Raw genomic sequence first — 15,788 nt, forward strand, 5'->3', positions numbered from 1 at the left:
TCGCTGATCAGTATCAGTAAAAGAGTAAAAGCGGATACAAAAAAAACACGGAGGACAAAACGATGTTCTCCGTGTTTTTTGAGCTTTATTTCTAGCTGACCCGCTTAAGGAAGCCGTCAGGTGCAACGGTAATCTGCAATTTATAATCCATGGCCTTGTCGATCACAAATTCAGGATGGGTTTTCAGATATTCGAAAACGGCAGTCTTTGGGCTATTACCAGGCTGCCACGGACGGTTATCAAAGACATCTGCCGGCACATCTTCTACAAAAGTATCAAATACGACGCAATAACTGTCTTTCGTTACCAGCGGTGCGTAAGCCTGCAGCTCAGCCAATACATGTTCGTGAGTGTGGTTGGAATCCAGGAATACCAAGACTTTTTGCTTGCCTTGTGCAATTGCCTTCACCTGATCCACAATCTCGGTAGCGACGCTTGACCCCTGCAACATCTGTATACGCCTGGACATAGGGTGTTGCAGAATTGCTTCTTTATTGTGCTCGCGAATATCAATATCAATACCAATAACTTTAGCATCAGGATTACCGCCGCAAGCCGCATTTAACTCCAGCAATGAAGCGGAGTAAATAATAGAACCGCCATGAGCAATACCGGTTTCTATGATGAGATCAGGCTGCACCGTCCAGATCAGCTCTTGCATCGCCATCATGTCTATCGGGTTTTGTATGATCGGTCGGCCCAACCATGAAAAGTTATAAACATACTGACGACGCATGCTCTGCTCCAGCCAATCGCGGGACTGCGCCTGGAACTCAAGGTCTTTGCCCAATTGCTCTATGCGGGCATCGCGTTCTGCTTCAAATTGTTTAATCGGATTCATGGTTTTTTTGTGTAATGATTAAAAAGCGCTGGTAATTCACTTGTTATATCCAATTCCGGCTGCCCGGACAAGGACTCCAGCTTTAATGTGGAAATAGGCGGGAAACTGATGCATGGCGCATGATTTTCGAATTCACAACTGACGCCGAACTGTTCCAGCAATGCTGCGATTCTGGCATGCGTAGTATTCCTGCCCCTGGCTAAATTGTATATGCCAATCTCACCTTGTGTGGCAATTATGGGTAAAAAACGCACGACATCTGTGATGGAAATGTAATCTTTTTCTGAATCAGGGCTGCTGCGAAATACCACCCGTTTGGTTTTTGTTGCAGCATTCAAGATATCTGCCAAAAAATTCTGTTCTGGCATCCCTGCTCCATACACATTCGATAAACGGACTACGCGCACATTGCGACCACCATGCAAGCACAGGCTTTCACCCATAAGCTTGGAAATGTTATATAAATCGCCAGATAAGTGAGAGCGGACGGTCAATGCAGCGTCTTCTTGCGTATTCGTAGCACCAGCATAAACACGGGTGCTCGACAAATAAGTCAGACTGGCAAACTTGGCTTGTTGCAAAATACTTGATAGCAAATGCACATGGGCATCTACTGTCGCATAAGGGCGTTGCCGGAAATCGGCCGTCAGGCCAGCGCAATAAAAAACATGACCGAGGTCATCCGTCATCAGCCGCGGATCATCACGTTCTGCGACATAACTGTCCCATCCCTTTGTTTGCAAAGCCTGGTGCAGATGCCGCCCGACAAAGCCCTTGCCGCCTATCAGGGTTGCGCGCAAAACCTCACTCATTTGCGCATCCCGATTTGCTGCAAGGGGTTGCCAACACTGATGGAGTACGCAGCAACCTCAGAGCGGACGATAGAACCTGCGCCTATGACGCAGCCCTGCCTTAAAATGGCACCATCAAGTATCACGCAATTTGCCCCTATCCAGACATCGTCTTCAATGACTATGCCACCTTTGCCCGGCAAGAACCCTTGTTGATTGATGCGCCGGCTTTTGTCGTGATAGGCATGATTGACTGGCGCAAAAGTACAATTGGCCGCAATCGCGACGTCATTTCCTATCACGATGCCGTTTCCCGTATACAGGACGCAACCAGAATTGATGACACTGCGCTCACCAATCACAACATCTGCCACGCCACCGGCAGGCTTGAATTTGACAAAGCTGTCTATGCTGGAAAAAGCACCTATGATAATGCGCGTCCCCCTGACTGAATCTTCAATATCAGCCAATTTGGAAATTCGCGCATCTGGATGTATCTCTATCATACTGAGCTCTTACAACACCGTTAATTGAGGAATCGCAACGACGAACTGCGCCCCCCAGTTTTTTGCCTGGGCCAGGTCTTGCATGATTTCTGCCTGCAAATTCCAAGGCAAAATAAGAATGAAATCCGGCTTATCTGCCAGTAAATGCTGAATATCAACAATGGGTATATGGCTGCCAGGCATGAATTTACCTTGCTTATGGGTGTTGATATCTACAACATACGGCAAGAGATCAGGCCTGACACCAGAAAAATTGAGCAGAGTATTACCTTTGGCCGCTGCACCATAAGCTCCTACGCGCTTGCCATTGCGTTTTGCATTCAGCAAAAACTCCAGCAATGCAAGCTTGGCAGATTCTGCCTTGTCCTGTGCTGCCTCATAAAAGCCGGTACTGAGAATACCCGCTACCTGTTCTGCTTGCAGTATTTGCGCGACACTGGCTTTTTCTTCGCGGTACCTGATATCCATTCTCTGCGCAAGTACACGCAGGCTGCCGCCATGCGTTGGCCACTCCTGCACATCAAATACATGCAAACCATTTTTTGCAAACACTGTTTTGACCGCATGCAGTGACAGATAAGAATAATGTTCATGGTAAGCAGTATCAAACTGGTTTTGTTCCACCATATTCAACAAATGTGGGAATTCAAAACTGGCGACACCTTGCTCACTTAAGACCAGGCTAAAGCCAGCGACAAAATCATTGATGTCAGGCACATGCGCCAATACATTATTTGCCACCGATAAATCAACGCGCTGACCACGTGCCAATATCTCCTTCGCCAACTCCACACCAAAAAAGCGCTCTATGACATTGATGCCTTTTTCCCTTGCTGCTGCAGCGGTACTGGCAGTTGGTTCCACACCAAAACACGGGATGCCCGCTTCCTGCACGTACTGCAATAAATACCCATCATTTGCCGCAACTTCCATCACCAGGCTTTGCGAATTCAAGCTCAAATCCTGATGCATCGTTTCAACAAATTTCTTCGCATGGGCCAGCCAGCTGGAAGAAAATGAACTGAAATAGGCGTAATCGGCATCGAATAAATTTTCACGCCCGGTAAAATCCAGGGTTTGTGCCAGCCAGCAAGCATCACAAACCATTACTTTCAAAGGCAGCCAGATTTCTGCCTGGCTCAGGGCTTCTGGTTTTAAATAAGCATTCGATGGTGGTGCTGAACCAAGATCGAGAAAGGTTTGCGTCAATTCATGCGCGCAATGCCGGCACTTCATACAATCACTCCTTGAAATTCTTTGCTTAACATGGGCCAGTTGCGGTCTTTATCCGACATCTCGGTTGCCCCCAAAGGCCATTCTATTGCCAACCGGGCATCAAATGGATTTAATCCCATTTCATCCGCCGGTACGTAAGGCTTACTATGACAATATAGCATTTCAACCTCATCCGACATGGTTTGAAAACCATGGGCGAAACCGGCAGGTATTAAAAACGAACACTGATTCGCTTGTGACAGCAACACCGCATGCCATTGCAAGAAAGTGGCTGAGTCAGCGCGCAAATCTAAAGCGACATCCCAGACCTCGCCTTTCATGCAGGTAATTAATTTCATTTCTGCACTGGGGGGCAATTGCAGGTGCATGCCGCGTATCGATCCCTTCACTGAAGTATAGGTATGATTCACTTGTGCAATTGGCTCATGCCAGCCCAACCCGGCCAAATCTGTTGCGCAAAACATGCGTTGAAAATAACCACGCTGATCGCCCAGCACTTTTCTTTGTAACAGGTACAGGCTATCCAAAGGCGTCGATAATATTTCAAAGCGGCCGGAGGCTGAGATTTTCATCATGCATTACCTGCCATGAAAGCGGCGATATCCTGGTCACATAATTCTGCCGCAGACTGGCCTTGCGCAAAATCACGGTACCAGTGCATGCTGCGACTGACCGCCTGCTCAAGATTCCAGCGAGGGACAATTCCCAGAGTCTGCCTCAATTTGCTGGCATCCAATGCCAATAAGCCTGCTTCATGCGGGCCAACAATATCAGTGGCAAATTCAGTCTGCCCACTGCCGTAAGCAGCCTGAGCCAGCTCTACCACTGTTCTGACACTTGCAGCATCATCGGGGCCTATGTTCCAGGCATGGCTGGCCTGTGGATTTGCATGGGCATACTGGGCAAGACACAGATATGCTGACAGCGGTTCCAGTACATGTTGCCATGGCCTAACTGAGTCGGGACGGCGAATCTGCAAAGTCTGGCCGCTTTGCCATGCTTTTACGGCATCTGGCAGCAATCTGTCTTCAGACCAGTCACCACCACCAATCACATTCCCGGCCCTGGCTGCCAACACGGCAGTGCCCTGCCCGGCCAGAAATGAAGCGCGATAGCTTGCCAGCACCAGCTCTGCTGCAGCCTTACTCGCACTATAAGGATCATGGCCACCCAATTCAGCCGTTTCTGGATAGGGATGGATCTGCTCAAGATTGCGATAGACTTTATCTGTCGTTACGATCAGTGCAAGTTTTACATCGCTGCGCCCCCTGATTGCCTCCAACAGATTGGCGGTGCCCATGATATTGCTGGCAAAAGTCGCCAACGGTTCACGGTAACTCGCGCGCACAAGGGCCTGCGCCGCCAGATGGAATACAAACTCTGGCTGACATGCCTCCACCGCGGCAGTCACGGCATGGATATCGCGTATATCGCCAATGTGACTGCAGACCTTGTCTTCAATATTGAGCAAGTCGAACAAATTAGGTTCGGTTGCCGGAGCCAAAGCCAGGCCATGTACCACTGCACCCATGCCAGACAGCCAGTGTGCCAGCCAGGCTCCCTTAAAACCAGTATGCCCGGTCAGCAAGACACGGCGCCCGCGCCAGAAGGCGGGCTCAACGATGCTTGTTTGTGTGGGGTGATTTACCATACTCGCCAAGGTGCTTTTCCAGATTGCCACAAGTCTTCCAGCAGATTTTTTTCACGCAGGGTATCCATGGGCTGCCAGAATCCACTGTGCTCGAATGCCATTAATTCCTGTCGCTTTGCCAATTCGGCAAGTGGCGCTGCTTCCCAGCTAATGCCATCATTATCGATAAAATCCAGTACTTTGGGAGACAGCACGAAATATCCGCCGTTGATCCAGCCGCCATCACCACGCGGCTTTTCGATAAAACCGGCGACCTGATTGCCGTCACGTTCCAGTGCGCCATAGCGTCCTGGCGGAAGAACTGCTGTAACGGTAGCCAGCTTGCCGTGCTGTTTATGGAATGCGATGGAAGCAGCAATATCCAGATCTGCAACGCCATCACCATAGGTAAAGCAAAAAGCTTCCTCGCCCTGCAAATAACGGGCGACGCGCTTGAGACGGCCACCGGTCATGGTGTCTTCCCCAGTATCTACCAGGGTTACCTTCCAGGGTTCAGCATGGTGCTCATGCACTTCCATACTATTATTCTGCATATCGAAGGTGACATCTGACATGTGCAGGAAATAATTGGCGAAATATTCCTTGATCAGATAACCCTTGTAGCCACAACAGATGACGAATTCATTCACACCATGCGCCGAGTACGACTTCATGATGTGCCAGAGTATGGGGTGCCCGCCAATTTCTATCATGGGCTTGGGCTTGAGGTGGGTTTCCTCTGAAATACGGGTACCAAGACCACCGGCTAAGATAACTGCCTTCACTCTTACTGTCCTTCACAATAAATTTGCCACATCTGGCGATAAGCTTTTTCGACTGAACGAGCGAATGCAGGTTCATTCATGAGCAAGGATTGCTCCATTTCCTGGCGCAAACCAGCTCTTAAGCTACGCAAACGATCCAGGTCGTGCGCCAGAATAATTGCTTTTTGCGCATATTCATCTTCAGTATACGCTTGCCATTCTTCATGACCAATCGCAGTCAGAATACTTGCACCGATACGGCCAACAGAAGGCCGGTCTGCCAGCGAGATGAATGGAATGCCCATATATAAAGATTCCAGCAAGGTCGTTCCTGAATTATGCGGGAAACAATCAAGACTGATATCTATATGTTTCAGCACTTCCCAGGAGGGCGTGGTGAACCCTATGTGCAAACGTGAGCGTTCAATACCATAACGCATGAACCGTGACGCCATTTCATCCTGCACCTGAGGATCTTTAAAGTCGCCACTATTGATAATCAATTGGGAATTGGGCATCGCATCCAATATGGTTGCCCAAACACGTACAACACGGTGATTAATCCTGGTGGAACGTGACAAACTGCCAAAGGTAACTATGCCGGTCTGCTCAAAAGGCGAAGGTGTCAGTTCTGCCTTGCGCGTGTCGGGTCTGTAAACATAGGCAGGGCCATCCAGGCACCATACTTTCTCTGAAAATAAATGGGCGCAATTGTCCGTAATTGTGGGCTTGTCAGTCAAGTAATAATCGATCGCACTCAAGCCAGTTGTATAACCATATTCCAGCCAGTGCAAGGAAACAGGAGCTGGTTTGCGCGCAAAGACCGGTAAACGATTGCCATTGGTATGGCCTGCCACATCCACCAGAACATCAATACCATCGGCACGAATACGCTCGGCCAGCGCCTCATCCGTCAAATCCCGGGTTGGCACCCAGTGATCTACCTGCTTCTTATAGTAATCAGTCACCTCATCCTCGAAAGGTGGATTTGCATAGGCATAGACCTCAACCTGATCCTTGTCATGCGCTTCTATCAGCGGCAGCAGGAAATACTTGCAAACATGATTATAAAAAGCTTGCGTCACATAACCTACCTTGAGACGCCTACCCGGCACTCGGGCATTTTCAAATTTCTTCCATGTTGCCTTGAGCGGCGCAGTAAAACGCAAATCAAATTCATGATAAGCGTTATAAATCACCTCAGGCGTTAAATCCGGATGGTAATTCAGACAAAATAACAGGTTCGTGTAAATTTTCCGGTTGAAAGAAGACAGGCTATCCTGCTTGAAAGACAGAGCTTTGATATACGCTTCGATCGCCGCATCCAAGTGGTTTGCCTCGCGCAAGGTGTCACCATAAGCCCCCCAGATTTCAGGAATATCGTGGGTCAGCGTCAGCGCATGCTGCCCGCACTCTATGGACTCCTGCACTTGCCCGTTCTGACGCAGTGCATCAATCAGATTAGGATAAACCTGCACCAGCTCTGGCTGCAGTTGCAAGGCGTGCCGGTATTGTGCGATGGCAACGCTATACATACCGTGCTCGCGATAAGCGAGGCCAAGATTATTGTACAGATAGGGCAAACCTGGGTCTAATTGAACTGCTTTCGATATAGTCGCTATTGCCTCCTCTGTCTTGCCTATGAAACGCAGTGCATTTCCCAGATTATTGAGGCCAACAACCATCTCTGGCTGAATTGCCAGTGCTTTCTCCAGATACACGATGGCATCAGAACAACGCTCAAGAGCAATCAGCACGTTGCCCATATTGGCAAGTATGTGTGGGTTATTTGGTAACAAGGTAATTGCCTTGCTTAACACGTCAAGTGCTTGCGGAAACTTGGCCTGCTCTATCCTGGCTACACCTATATAGTCCCAAACGATACCGTCCCGTGGCAAATAAGTTGATAGCCAAAGGCCGGCCTCTTCCAATTGGGGGTACTGTTTCGCCAGTAAATATTTATTGAATATGCCGAAAGCAATCTTCCTGTTGTCAGGAAAATGAGGCATGACGTCAAAAGCCAGCTTCAGATATCCCATGGCTTCGTCACTCTCATCCGCGTCACCAGCCATTCTGGCCAGGGCATATAGAGCTTCCGCGTGGCGCGGAAAATGCCTGATGATAGTCAGGCAGCCTTGCCTGGCGTCGGATACAGAACCAGCATCGAAAAGTCGATGAACATCGCGCATTGCTTTTCGCGCATCAAAACTCGTTTTTGCCATGTCCAGTCCCCAAGTCAGCTTTTTATCATTAAACTTTTTTACAATTGCCTCATCTGACTTACAAATTAAGTAAGCAAAATGATTAAAACTGCATGTCCAGACTGGAAAATACCAGAAACCACCATGCTCAGGCTTATTTTATAGCCAATGATTTTGTTTCCATGTGTTAAATAAAGCCCCAAAACTAAATCAAATTAGACCCTAAAGTATTTAAAAAAAGCGCCGACAAGCGGAATGGCTAAAAAAACTTGAGCGAAAAAAATAAGATTTATTTTCAGAAACACGCTAAAACTTTTTTAGTCTCTACCGATACCCTTTACAACGGCGGTCCAATAGTCAGCACGAAAGACCAAAGTTTCAGGCTACTACGCCAATTTGAATAACTTAGGGAGAATTACCATGGCTGTTATTAATACCAATATTGCATCGCTGAATGCACAACGTAACTTGACTACATCGCAATCTGCGCTGAACACATCCCTGCAACGTCTGTCTTCCGGTCTGCGTATTAATAGCGCTAAAGATGATGCTGCTGGTCTGGCTATTTCCGAACGTCTGTCTTCTCAAATCGGCGGCTTGAATCAAGCTGCACGTAATGCAAACGACGGTATCTCTCTGGCGCAAACCGCTGAGGGCGCATTACAACAAATCGGTTCCAACTTGCAACGTATCCGTGATCTGGCCGTACAATCTGCCAACGGCTCCAACAGCGTTTCTGATCGTGCTGCTCTGAACAACGAAGCAAGTCAGCTGATTTCTGAGATCAACCGCGTTGCCAGCAGCACTAACTTCAACGGCGTGAATCTGCTTGACGGTAGCTTCTCTGCACAAACTTTCCAAGTCGGTGCCAACGGTACAGCAAACGATCAAATCAGTATCGCTTCCATCTCCAGCGCAAAATCTAGCGCCCTGGGTGTTGGTGCATCTTCCAGCTACGCAACAACAGTTGCCGGTGCCGGTGCAGTTACTACTACAGCCCTGGCTGCTGGTGACTTGTCCATCAATGGCTACCAAGTTGGTGCTTCTGCAGCAGATGGTGTTTCTTTCTCCAACTCTACAGCTAGCGGCATCTCCAAAGCAGCAGCAATCAATGCAATCAGCGGCAGCACAGGTGTTACAGCAACTGTTGGTTCAACAACTATTGCAGGTACTGCAAGTACAGCGGCTACAGCCATTGCCTCTGGCGACATCACTATTAACGGCGTAAATCTGGGTGCCTTGAATGCATCTACTTCCGGCGCACAACGTGGTGCTCAAGTAGCTGCTGCAGTTAATGCAATCAGCACACAAACAGGCGTTACAGCAACATTCAATACATCAACTGGTGCAGTTGCACTGGCTGCTGCCGATGGCCGTAACATCACTGTAACAGCCAGCACAAACGCTGCCGCTGCCGCTGCAAATACAGGTATTACCGTATCTGCAACAGGTGCAACTGACGTAAGCACTTCAACACTGTCCCTGACCTCCACTAGTTCTGCTGGTATCACTCTGGCTAACGGTACTGGTACTGGTTTGACAGCTGCCAATCTGACAGGTGCCTTTACTTCTGCTTCGGTAACCGTTGGTGCAGGTGTTTCCTCTCTGAACCTGGGTACAGCTGCCGGGGCCACCGCCGCGCTGACGACCATTGATGCGGCCTTGCAGTCTATCAATAGTTCCCGCGCTTCTCTGGGTGCGTATCAAAACCGTTTCTCTTCCGCGATCGAAAGTTTGCAGACTAACTCTGAAAACTTGACAGCATCCCGCAGCCGTATCCGTGATGCAGATTTCGCCCAAGAAACAGCGTCTCTGACACGTGGTCAAGTGTTGCAACAAGCTGGTACAGCGATTTTGGCTCAGGCTAATGGCTTACCAAACGGCGTTCTGGCCCTGTTGCGTGGCTAATAGAAGTAGGCTTATGTAAATTAGGTCTATACTTAAAGCATAAAGCATGTCCCCCTGGTCATTTGTTTGATCAGGGGTATTTTTCTTGAAGGAAAAGATCATGGACATCCGGTCGATAGGGAGTGCATCTCCATCAGGACAACTGATCACTGACCGTGCAGTAGGCCCCGATACCAGCTCCCCCGTTTCAAGGTCTGCCGCAACGTCAACGCAAACCATTGATGCCGTCAAAGCAGCCTCTTCTGCATCCGCACCGCCGGAATTCGACAAAGTGACTAAAGCTGTCGATGATATCAACAAGACAATCCAGTCTCTGTCACAATCACTCGAATTCAGTGTGGAAGAACATAGTAATAAAGTCGTCGTTAAGGTGGTTGATCTGCAAACCAAAGAAGTTTTACGCCAGATTCCGTCCGAGGAAGCCCTTGAAATCTCGCGCTCTCTGGATAAACTACAGGGTTTACTGATCAAACAACAAGCGTAATTAGCTAATCATATAGTCAGTCCTGCATCTAAGTTTTAAATTGGCATGTAAATTCCCCTCTAAAGTCTGGTTTGTCTTTGCCGATAATTTAGTACAGTACGGTCTGACAAGGGGAACAATGTGGGCATACAATCGACAGGCTTAGGCGCCAATCTGGACGTCAACGGTCTCATTACCAAATTAATGCAGGTGGAGAGTCAGCCTCTGACTACACTGGCGAAGAAAGAAGCCAGTTTTCAGGCAAAGCTATCTGCTTATGGCACGCTTAACAGCGCGCTCAGCGTTTTTCAGTCCAATGTTACCGGCCTCAGTAATCTGGGCACTTTTCAGTCGCTTACTGCTTCTGCAGGCGACAGCTCAATTTTGTCTGCCACCACCACCAGCGTTTCTACTCAAGGTAGCTATAACGTCAATGTCACCAAGCTGGCACAGGCGCAAACCATTTCCAGCGCTGGTCAGCTCAGTTCCACGGCCAGTATAGGAAGTGGCACCAGCACGACCATCAACTTTGAATTTGGCACCATTGCTGGCGGCACTTCTGCTAATGGTGTGTATACAGGCTCCACTTTCACCCAGGATGCGACGCAGTCAATCGGCACAGTGACGATTGATGGTGCCAACAACTCGTTGCAGGGTATTCGCGATGCAATTAACGCAGCAAAAGTAGGCGCAACTGCGGCCATCGTTGGCGACGGTAGCGCCACGCCCTACCATCTTGTGCTCACTTCAGCAAAAACTGGCGCTACGTCCAGTTTGAAAATCACTGCTACTGGTGATGCCGCCATCCAAAGCCTGGTAAATTATGATCCGGCAGGGACACAAAACTTTACTGAAACAACAACGGCACAAAATGCGGCGCTGTCTGTCAATGGCATTGCCATTTCCAGTACATCCAATGCAGTAACAGGTGCCATACAGGGCACAACCCTGAACCTGAGTAAAGTGGGCACGACCAGTTTGTCATTGAGCGCCAATACCAGCGGCATACAATCTGCCATTAACGGTTTTGTCAAAGGCTTTAATGATTTTCAGGCAACGTTGAAGACCCTGACTGGTTATGATGCAAGTACTCAAAAAGGCGGCATTCTGATTGGCGACTCTACCGCCAGGAATGTACAAAGCCAGATCAGGTCGACACTCAGTACCGCCGTCAACGGACTGGGGGGGAATATTACGAGCCTCGCCAGCATAGGCATCAGTTTCCAGAAAGATGGCACGCTTTCCGTGGATTCATCCAAGCTGAATACCGCCTTGTCGACGAATTTCAATGAAATCAGCGGTCTGTTTGCCTCTGTCGGCAAAGCAACAGATAGCCTGGTCAGTTATACCAGCTCCACCAGCGCGACCAAGCAAGGTGCTTATGGCCTGGAAGTCACAGCCATTGCCACGCAAGGTGGTTTGCAAGGTGATCTGGATCTGACTGCTGCCAGCACTACCATTGCCGCTAACACGGCCATCAATGTAACCCTGGATGGCAAAACTTCTCTGGTGTCGCTGGCTGCAGGTACTTACACGGCATCTTCACTGGCAACTTTGCTGCAGACTTCGATCAACGGCAACTCCACATTCAAAGACAATAGCTCGACAGTTACTGCCACGATCAATGGCAGCGGTCAGTTGCAATTGCAATCAACCCGCTATGGTAGTGCATCGAATGTGAATCTGGCGGATGGCACAGGCACTGGTGCTGCCAGCTTTACCGGCACGGTGCTGAACGGTACTGCGGGCGTGGACGTAGCAGGCAAACTGAATGGCATTACCGCTGCTGGCAGCGGACAGTATCTAACGGGAGCGACTGGCTCGGATGCCGAAGGTTTGAAAATATTGATCAGCGGCGGCTCACTTGGTGCCCGCGGTACGGTCAATTTCTCAAGAGGTTATGCGTCTCAGGTATCCTCTCTCTTGTCCACGGTAGTTGGTACTTCCGGCTCGATATCAAGCGCAACAGATGGTATCAACCGCAGCATCAAGGACATAGGCAAGCAAAGGGATATCTTGAATAGCCGCCTGTTCGATACAGAAGCACGCTACCGGGCACAATTTACAGCCCTGGACACGATTGTAAGCAGTTTAAATAATACAAGTTCATTTCTTACGCAACAACTGGCAGCACTGACGTCCAGTACGAAGTGAATGTAGTTAGCAGTATCAATAATATCAGAGAGGATTAATCGCTATGTTTGGCTCATCTCAAGTACGTGGTGCAAATGCCTACGCAAAAGTAGGCATAGAGACTGGCGTGATTGCTGCCAGCCCCCATAAATTGATCGTGATGCTTTTTGAAGGAGCTATCGTAGCGATCTCCAATGCATCGCAGCACTTAAGTAACGGTGAAATAGCCTCTAAAGGTCAGTCAATTTCCAAAGCAATTGCCATTATTGAAAATGGATTGCGCGCCAGCCTGGACAAAAAAGCTGGTGGTGAAATAGCCAATAATCTTGATGCACTTTACGAATATATGAGTGCCCGTTTAATCCGTGCCAATCTGGATAATAACGAAGACATGCTCAATGAAGTAAAAAACCTCCTGCGAGATTTAAAAACTTCATGGGAAGCCATTGCCCCAAACAATGAAGCTGTCGCAGAAGCACCGAAAATGAATATGGACCCATTGTCCCCTCGTCCTGCCAACTTTGTTGAGGCTTGAATCAAGATGAATAGTCTGGAACTAATCTCATTGTATGAAAATGTCGCTACCATCACGGGCGACATGCTGGAAGCAGCGCGCTCAGGCGACTGGGAGTTATTGGAAAAACTGGAAAATGACTGTTCTACACGTGTCCAAACCATACGTGAGAGCGAAATCCCTTTTGACTTGCCGGCTGATATGCGCGACAAGAAAATTCGCATCATCAAGCAAATTCTTGCTGATGACAAAGAGATTCGCGACATTACCGAACCTTGGATGGCGCAGTTGTCTGATCTGATGAAGAACTCCAGCACCAACAGAAAACTATCCAATGCTTATGGTGCAGGTAATACAGCCTGATTTTTATGGCTACCCCACTCGATAGTCTGTCAAAACAAGTCGCCAATATCGAGGCACCTACCGCTGCACTTTCAATTAGTGAAACCAGACAGGACATCACGCCCAAGCTTGCGCAGCTAGTCACGGGGCAGCTACTTAAGGGTGAGGTTTTGTCGAAGTTGATGGATGGCAGCTTTACTGTTCGGGTAGCAGGAATTACTGCCAAGATGATGTTGCCGGAAGGAAGCAAGACGGGCGATCAGATTCCTTTGCGTCTCATAGCGACCGAACCTCGTCCGACCTTCCTGCTGGAACGTGATGCAGATCCCCACTTCCCTGCCCCTCTCCCGCAAAATTACGCGGCAGGCACAGAAAAACGTCCACAACTGCCTGCAAACAATTATCTGGGCGCAGCAACGGACGAAGTTAAGACGCCAACGCCCCAAACCGCCAACAGAACGGTCCTCACCGAACCCGGTAGCAAAGCCGATACGGCCAGTATAGTCAACTTATCGGTCAATGATGCAGGTAAGAAAATCACCAATGACACCGGTGTCAGTGCGCCCAAAATCGGTATCCAGGACGTAGCCACAGCCAAATCGGCTGAAGTCAATTCCAAGGCCATTATCAATAACAATAATGTCATTGATACGACCCCTGATCACCTGAGCAGCGCACCGACATCATTAAGCAGCACAGGCAAATTCATTACACAAATTTTGCAAACCGCCCCAAATCAGGGCGAAAAACTGAGCATTGCAAGCCAGACACCTGTGCTTGCAGCACCAGCAGAATTAAAAGACACCGCTGCTACAGCCACCAAGCTTCAACATCAGATCAACACCAGCGGACTTTTTTATGAGTCCCATGTTGCAGAATGGGCACAGGGCAAACGGCCTATCAACGACATCAAGGCTGAGCCCCAGGCGCAAATTGGCTCCACAGACATCACTGCCGGCAACTCCGCTACAGCTTCAGGCCAGGTCAACAAAGAAATGGGCCAAATAATTCACCAGCAACTAAATGTTCTGGAGCAAAATATCGTACGATGGCAAGGAGAGCTTTTCCCCGGGCAAAAAATCGAATGGGAAATAAAAAAAGAAAGCCAGGGCAATCAGCATCAGCAGGAAATTGAGAATGTAAACTGGCAATCGGTGGTTCGCTTTGATCTGCCCAATCTTGGGCCAGTGACGGCCACTATCAATCTGCAGTCAAGTAATCTGGGCCTGTCCTTACGGGCTGAGCAAAGTAGCACTGTCTCCGCCCTGAAGGATCACGCGAGTGAACTGGCAGCTGCCATGCAGGTGGCCGGTTCACCGCTGATGTCTTTTGTGGTGAATAAAAATGAGCGCAGCTGATCCCCCAGTCAAACCAGTACAAAATGCCGTTGCGCTGGCTTACCAGAATGGTGATGCAGCGCCTAAAGTAGTTGCCAAGGGCAAAGGTTTGATTGCCGAAGAAATTATTGCCAGGGCAAAAGAGCATGGGGTGCATGTGCATCAGTCCAAAGAGCTGGTTTCTTTGCTCATGAAGGTCGATCTTGACAGAGATATTCCCCCAGCCCTGTATCGGGCAGTTGCAGAACTGCTCGCTTGGCTTTACCATATTGATACGGAAAAGTCTGAGACAATTTCGGAGACTTCAGGGCGACAATAAAATAACAGCCCCAATTTTAAAATACCATTATAAAAATATGCCATTGACACCTCCGAGTCTGGGTACAGAAAATCAAAGCCCGTTTCAAGTTGATTCCCGCAGGGAAATCATCGGTCTGTTGCGCGGTCTGAAAGAAAGCAAACAATTGATCAGCATGCTGATCAATAGTGGCTCAGAAGTATTCATCACCTCCATACTTGACGTTGATGACGACACCAATCTGGTAATTATTGATAGTGCTCCTGGTCAATTAGCAAACCAGCGCATTATTGAGGCCCCCAGAGTATCGTTTGAAGGTCTGCTAGACAGGATCAGCATACAGTTTTCTGCATCGAATCTTGAACGCATAGAGTTTGAAGATCGCCCTGCCCTGCAGTTTGAGATACCAACGAATATGATACGCCTGCAAAGGCGCGAATATTATCGTATTAATACTCCTCTATCCAATCCTATCCGTGCGCTGATACCTGTGCATTTGGAAGACAGACAGGAAACATTGAAGCTCGCGCTGGTGGATATCAGCTGTGGTGGCATAGCCATACTGGATGAAAGAAAAGTCTTGGATAGCACCATAGGTACCATCTACGAGCAATGCAAACTTGATTTGCCGACCATAGGTCTGGTGGATGTGATACTGCAAATTCGCAATTCTCAGGATCTGGTCCTGTTGAATGGCAAATCAAACCGCCGCCTCGGCTGCCAGTTCATTAACATGTCAAATAGCGTACTGGCTAGCATACAACGCTACATCATGAAGCTGGAGCGGGAGCGCAATGCCAAGTTAACCGGCATACGCTAAAATG

General features: G+C 48.7%; 16 protein-coding genes. 8 read left to right on the top strand and 8 right to left on the bottom strand.

The genetic code is table 11. The features are described 5' to 3' along the window. Nucleotides 1–91: 91 nt before the first annotated feature. The 8 genes from ACO0LI_RS22440 to ACO0LI_RS22475 are packed head-to-tail and all read right to left on the bottom strand — an operon-like array spanning nucleotide 92 to nucleotide 7,990. The gene (locus tag ACO0LI_RS22440; RefSeq protein WP_422951355.1) at nucleotides 92–841 is read right to left on the bottom strand and encodes a cephalosporin hydroxylase family protein; all 750 of its coding nucleotides are present in this window, start codon (nucleotides 839–841) and stop codon (nucleotides 92–94) included. Then, nucleotides 838–1,653, bottom strand: a complete 816-nt coding sequence (locus tag ACO0LI_RS22445) for an NAD-dependent epimerase/dehydratase family protein (protein ID WP_423035385.1) — start codon at nucleotides 1,651–1,653, stop codon at nucleotides 838–840. The genes ACO0LI_RS22440 and ACO0LI_RS22445 overlap by 4 nt, the downstream gene beginning before the upstream one ends. After that, nucleotides 1,650–2,138 (bottom strand): acyltransferase, encoded by a 489-nt coding sequence (locus tag ACO0LI_RS22450; protein WP_423035387.1) that lies wholly within the window; start codon nucleotides 2,136–2,138, stop codon nucleotides 1,650–1,652. Before ACO0LI_RS22450 ends, ACO0LI_RS22445 begins: the two co-directional genes overlap by 4 nt. A 9-nt stretch (nucleotides 2,139–2,147) precedes the next feature. Further along, complete coding sequence (locus ACO0LI_RS22455; RefSeq protein ID WP_423035389.1) at nucleotides 2,148–3,374, bottom strand: methyltransferase domain-containing protein; 1,227 nt, start codon at nucleotides 3,372–3,374, stop codon at nucleotides 2,148–2,150. Then, nucleotides 3,371–3,949, bottom strand: coding sequence for a dTDP-4-dehydrorhamnose 3,5-epimerase family protein (locus tag ACO0LI_RS22460; protein WP_423035391.1), 579 nt, complete (start codon nucleotides 3,947–3,949; stop codon nucleotides 3,371–3,373). The genes ACO0LI_RS22455 and ACO0LI_RS22460 overlap by 4 nt, the downstream gene beginning before the upstream one ends. Further along, on the bottom strand, nucleotides 3,946–5,025 hold the full coding sequence (gene rfbG / locus ACO0LI_RS22465) for a CDP-glucose 4,6-dehydratase (RefSeq protein WP_423035505.1): 1,080 nt from the start codon (nucleotides 5,023–5,025) through the stop codon (nucleotides 3,946–3,948). The genes ACO0LI_RS22460 and rfbG overlap by 4 nt, the downstream gene beginning before the upstream one ends. Then, on the bottom strand, nucleotides 5,019–5,789 hold the full coding sequence (gene rfbF / locus ACO0LI_RS22470) for a glucose-1-phosphate cytidylyltransferase (protein ID WP_423035393.1): 771 nt from the start codon (nucleotides 5,787–5,789) through the stop codon (nucleotides 5,019–5,021). The genes rfbG and rfbF overlap by 7 nt, the downstream gene beginning before the upstream one ends. Before the next feature lie 2 nt (nucleotides 5,790–5,791). After that, nucleotides 5,792–7,990 carry a tetratricopeptide repeat protein gene (locus tag ACO0LI_RS22475; RefSeq protein ID WP_423035395.1) on the bottom strand — a complete coding sequence of 733 codons (2,199 nt, stop codon included), beginning with the start codon at nucleotides 7,988–7,990 and terminating at the stop codon, nucleotides 5,792–5,794. 399 nt (nucleotides 7,991–8,389) lie between these two features. On the opposite strand from ACO0LI_RS22475, the gene ACO0LI_RS22480 reads away from it, so the two are divergent. From ACO0LI_RS22480 to ACO0LI_RS22515, 8 genes are all read left to right on the top strand, one after another. Continuing rightward, entirely contained in the window at nucleotides 8,390–9,877 is a 1,488-nt protein-coding gene (locus ACO0LI_RS22480) for a flagellin (protein WP_423035397.1), read from the top strand. A gap of 100 nt (nucleotides 9,878–9,977) precedes the next feature. After that, the gene (locus ACO0LI_RS22485) at nucleotides 9,978–10,361 is read left to right on the top strand and encodes a flagellar protein FlaG (protein ID WP_423035399.1); all 384 of its coding nucleotides are present in this window, start codon (nucleotides 9,978–9,980) and stop codon (nucleotides 10,359–10,361) included. A gap of 120 nt (nucleotides 10,362–10,481) precedes the next feature. Beyond that, nucleotides 10,482–12,494 carry a flagellar filament capping protein FliD gene (fliD, locus tag ACO0LI_RS22490; RefSeq protein ID WP_423035401.1) on the top strand — a complete coding sequence of 671 codons (2,013 nt, stop codon included), beginning with the start codon at nucleotides 10,482–10,484 and terminating at the stop codon, nucleotides 12,492–12,494. Between the two features lie 43 nt (nucleotides 12,495–12,537). Continuing rightward, nucleotides 12,538–13,008: a flagellar export chaperone FliS gene (fliS, locus tag ACO0LI_RS22495; RefSeq protein WP_422951344.1), complete on the top strand. Its 471-nt coding sequence runs from the start codon at nucleotides 12,538–12,540 to the stop codon at nucleotides 13,006–13,008. A gap of 6 nt (nucleotides 13,009–13,014) precedes the next feature. Beyond that, a complete protein-coding gene (locus ACO0LI_RS22500; protein WP_422951343.1) occupies nucleotides 13,015–13,350 on the top strand; it encodes a flagellar protein FliT in 336 nt (111 codons plus the stop codon). 5 nt (nucleotides 13,351–13,355) lie between these two features. Next, on the top strand, nucleotides 13,356–14,687 hold the full coding sequence (locus tag ACO0LI_RS22505; protein WP_423035403.1) for a flagellar hook-length control protein FliK: 1,332 nt from the start codon (nucleotides 13,356–13,358) through the stop codon (nucleotides 14,685–14,687). Continuing rightward, a complete protein-coding gene (locus ACO0LI_RS22510; RefSeq protein ID WP_162058745.1) occupies nucleotides 14,674–14,985 on the top strand; it encodes an EscU/YscU/HrcU family type III secretion system export apparatus switch protein in 312 nt (103 codons plus the stop codon). Before ACO0LI_RS22505 ends, ACO0LI_RS22510 begins: the two co-directional genes overlap by 14 nt. A gap of 37 nt (nucleotides 14,986–15,022) precedes the next feature. Further along, complete coding sequence (locus tag ACO0LI_RS22515) at nucleotides 15,023–15,784, top strand: flagellar brake protein (RefSeq protein ID WP_423035405.1); 762 nt, start codon at nucleotides 15,023–15,025, stop codon at nucleotides 15,782–15,784. Nucleotides 15,785–15,788: the final 4 nt, after the last annotated feature.

The organism is Undibacterium sp. Tian12W (assembly GCF_049339405.1).
Taxonomy (GTDB): Bacteria; Pseudomonadota; Gammaproteobacteria; order Burkholderiales; family Burkholderiaceae_D; genus Undibacterium.

Bases quoted from the DNA above. Each gene is read 5' to 3' on its own strand.
- ACO0LI_RS22440 (WP_422951355.1), bottom strand. From the start codon at position 841: ATGAATCCGATTAAACAATTTGAAGCAGAACGCGATGCCCGCATAGAG.
- ACO0LI_RS22445 (WP_423035385.1), bottom strand. From the start codon at position 1,653: ATGAGTGAGGTTTTGCGCGCAACCCTGATAGGCGGCAAGGGCTTTGTC.
- ACO0LI_RS22450 (WP_423035387.1), bottom strand. From the start codon at position 2,138: ATGATAGAGATACATCCAGATGCGCGAATTTCCAAATTGGCTGATATT.
- ACO0LI_RS22455 (WP_423035389.1), bottom strand. From the start codon at position 3,374: ATGAAGTGCCGGCATTGCGCGCATGAATTGACGCAAACCTTTCTCGAT.
- ACO0LI_RS22460 (WP_423035391.1), bottom strand. From the start codon at position 3,949: ATGATGAAAATCTCAGCCTCCGGCCGCTTTGAAATATTATCGACGCCT.
- rfbG (WP_423035505.1), bottom strand. From the start codon at position 5,025: ATGGTAAATCACCCCACACAAACAAGCATCGTTGAGCCCGCCTTCTGG.
- ACO0LI_RS22475 (WP_423035395.1), bottom strand. From the start codon at position 7,990: ATGGCAAAAACGAGTTTTGATGCGCGAAAAGCAATGCGCGATGTTCAT.
- ACO0LI_RS22480 (WP_423035397.1), top strand. From the start codon at position 8,390: ATGGCTGTTATTAATACCAATATTGCATCGCTGAATGCACAACGTAAC.
- ACO0LI_RS22485 (WP_423035399.1), top strand. From the start codon at position 9,978: ATGGACATCCGGTCGATAGGGAGTGCATCTCCATCAGGACAACTGATC.
- fliS (WP_422951344.1), top strand. From the start codon at position 12,538: ATGTTTGGCTCATCTCAAGTACGTGGTGCAAATGCCTACGCAAAAGTA.
- ACO0LI_RS22500 (WP_422951343.1), top strand. From the start codon at position 13,015: ATGAATAGTCTGGAACTAATCTCATTGTATGAAAATGTCGCTACCATC.
- ACO0LI_RS22505 (WP_423035403.1), top strand. From the start codon at position 13,356: ATGGCTACCCCACTCGATAGTCTGTCAAAACAAGTCGCCAATATCGAG.
- ACO0LI_RS22510 (WP_162058745.1), top strand. From the start codon at position 14,674: ATGAGCGCAGCTGATCCCCCAGTCAAACCAGTACAAAATGCCGTTGCG.
- ACO0LI_RS22515 (WP_423035405.1), top strand. From the start codon at position 15,023: ATGCCATTGACACCTCCGAGTCTGGGTACAGAAAATCAAAGCCCGTTT.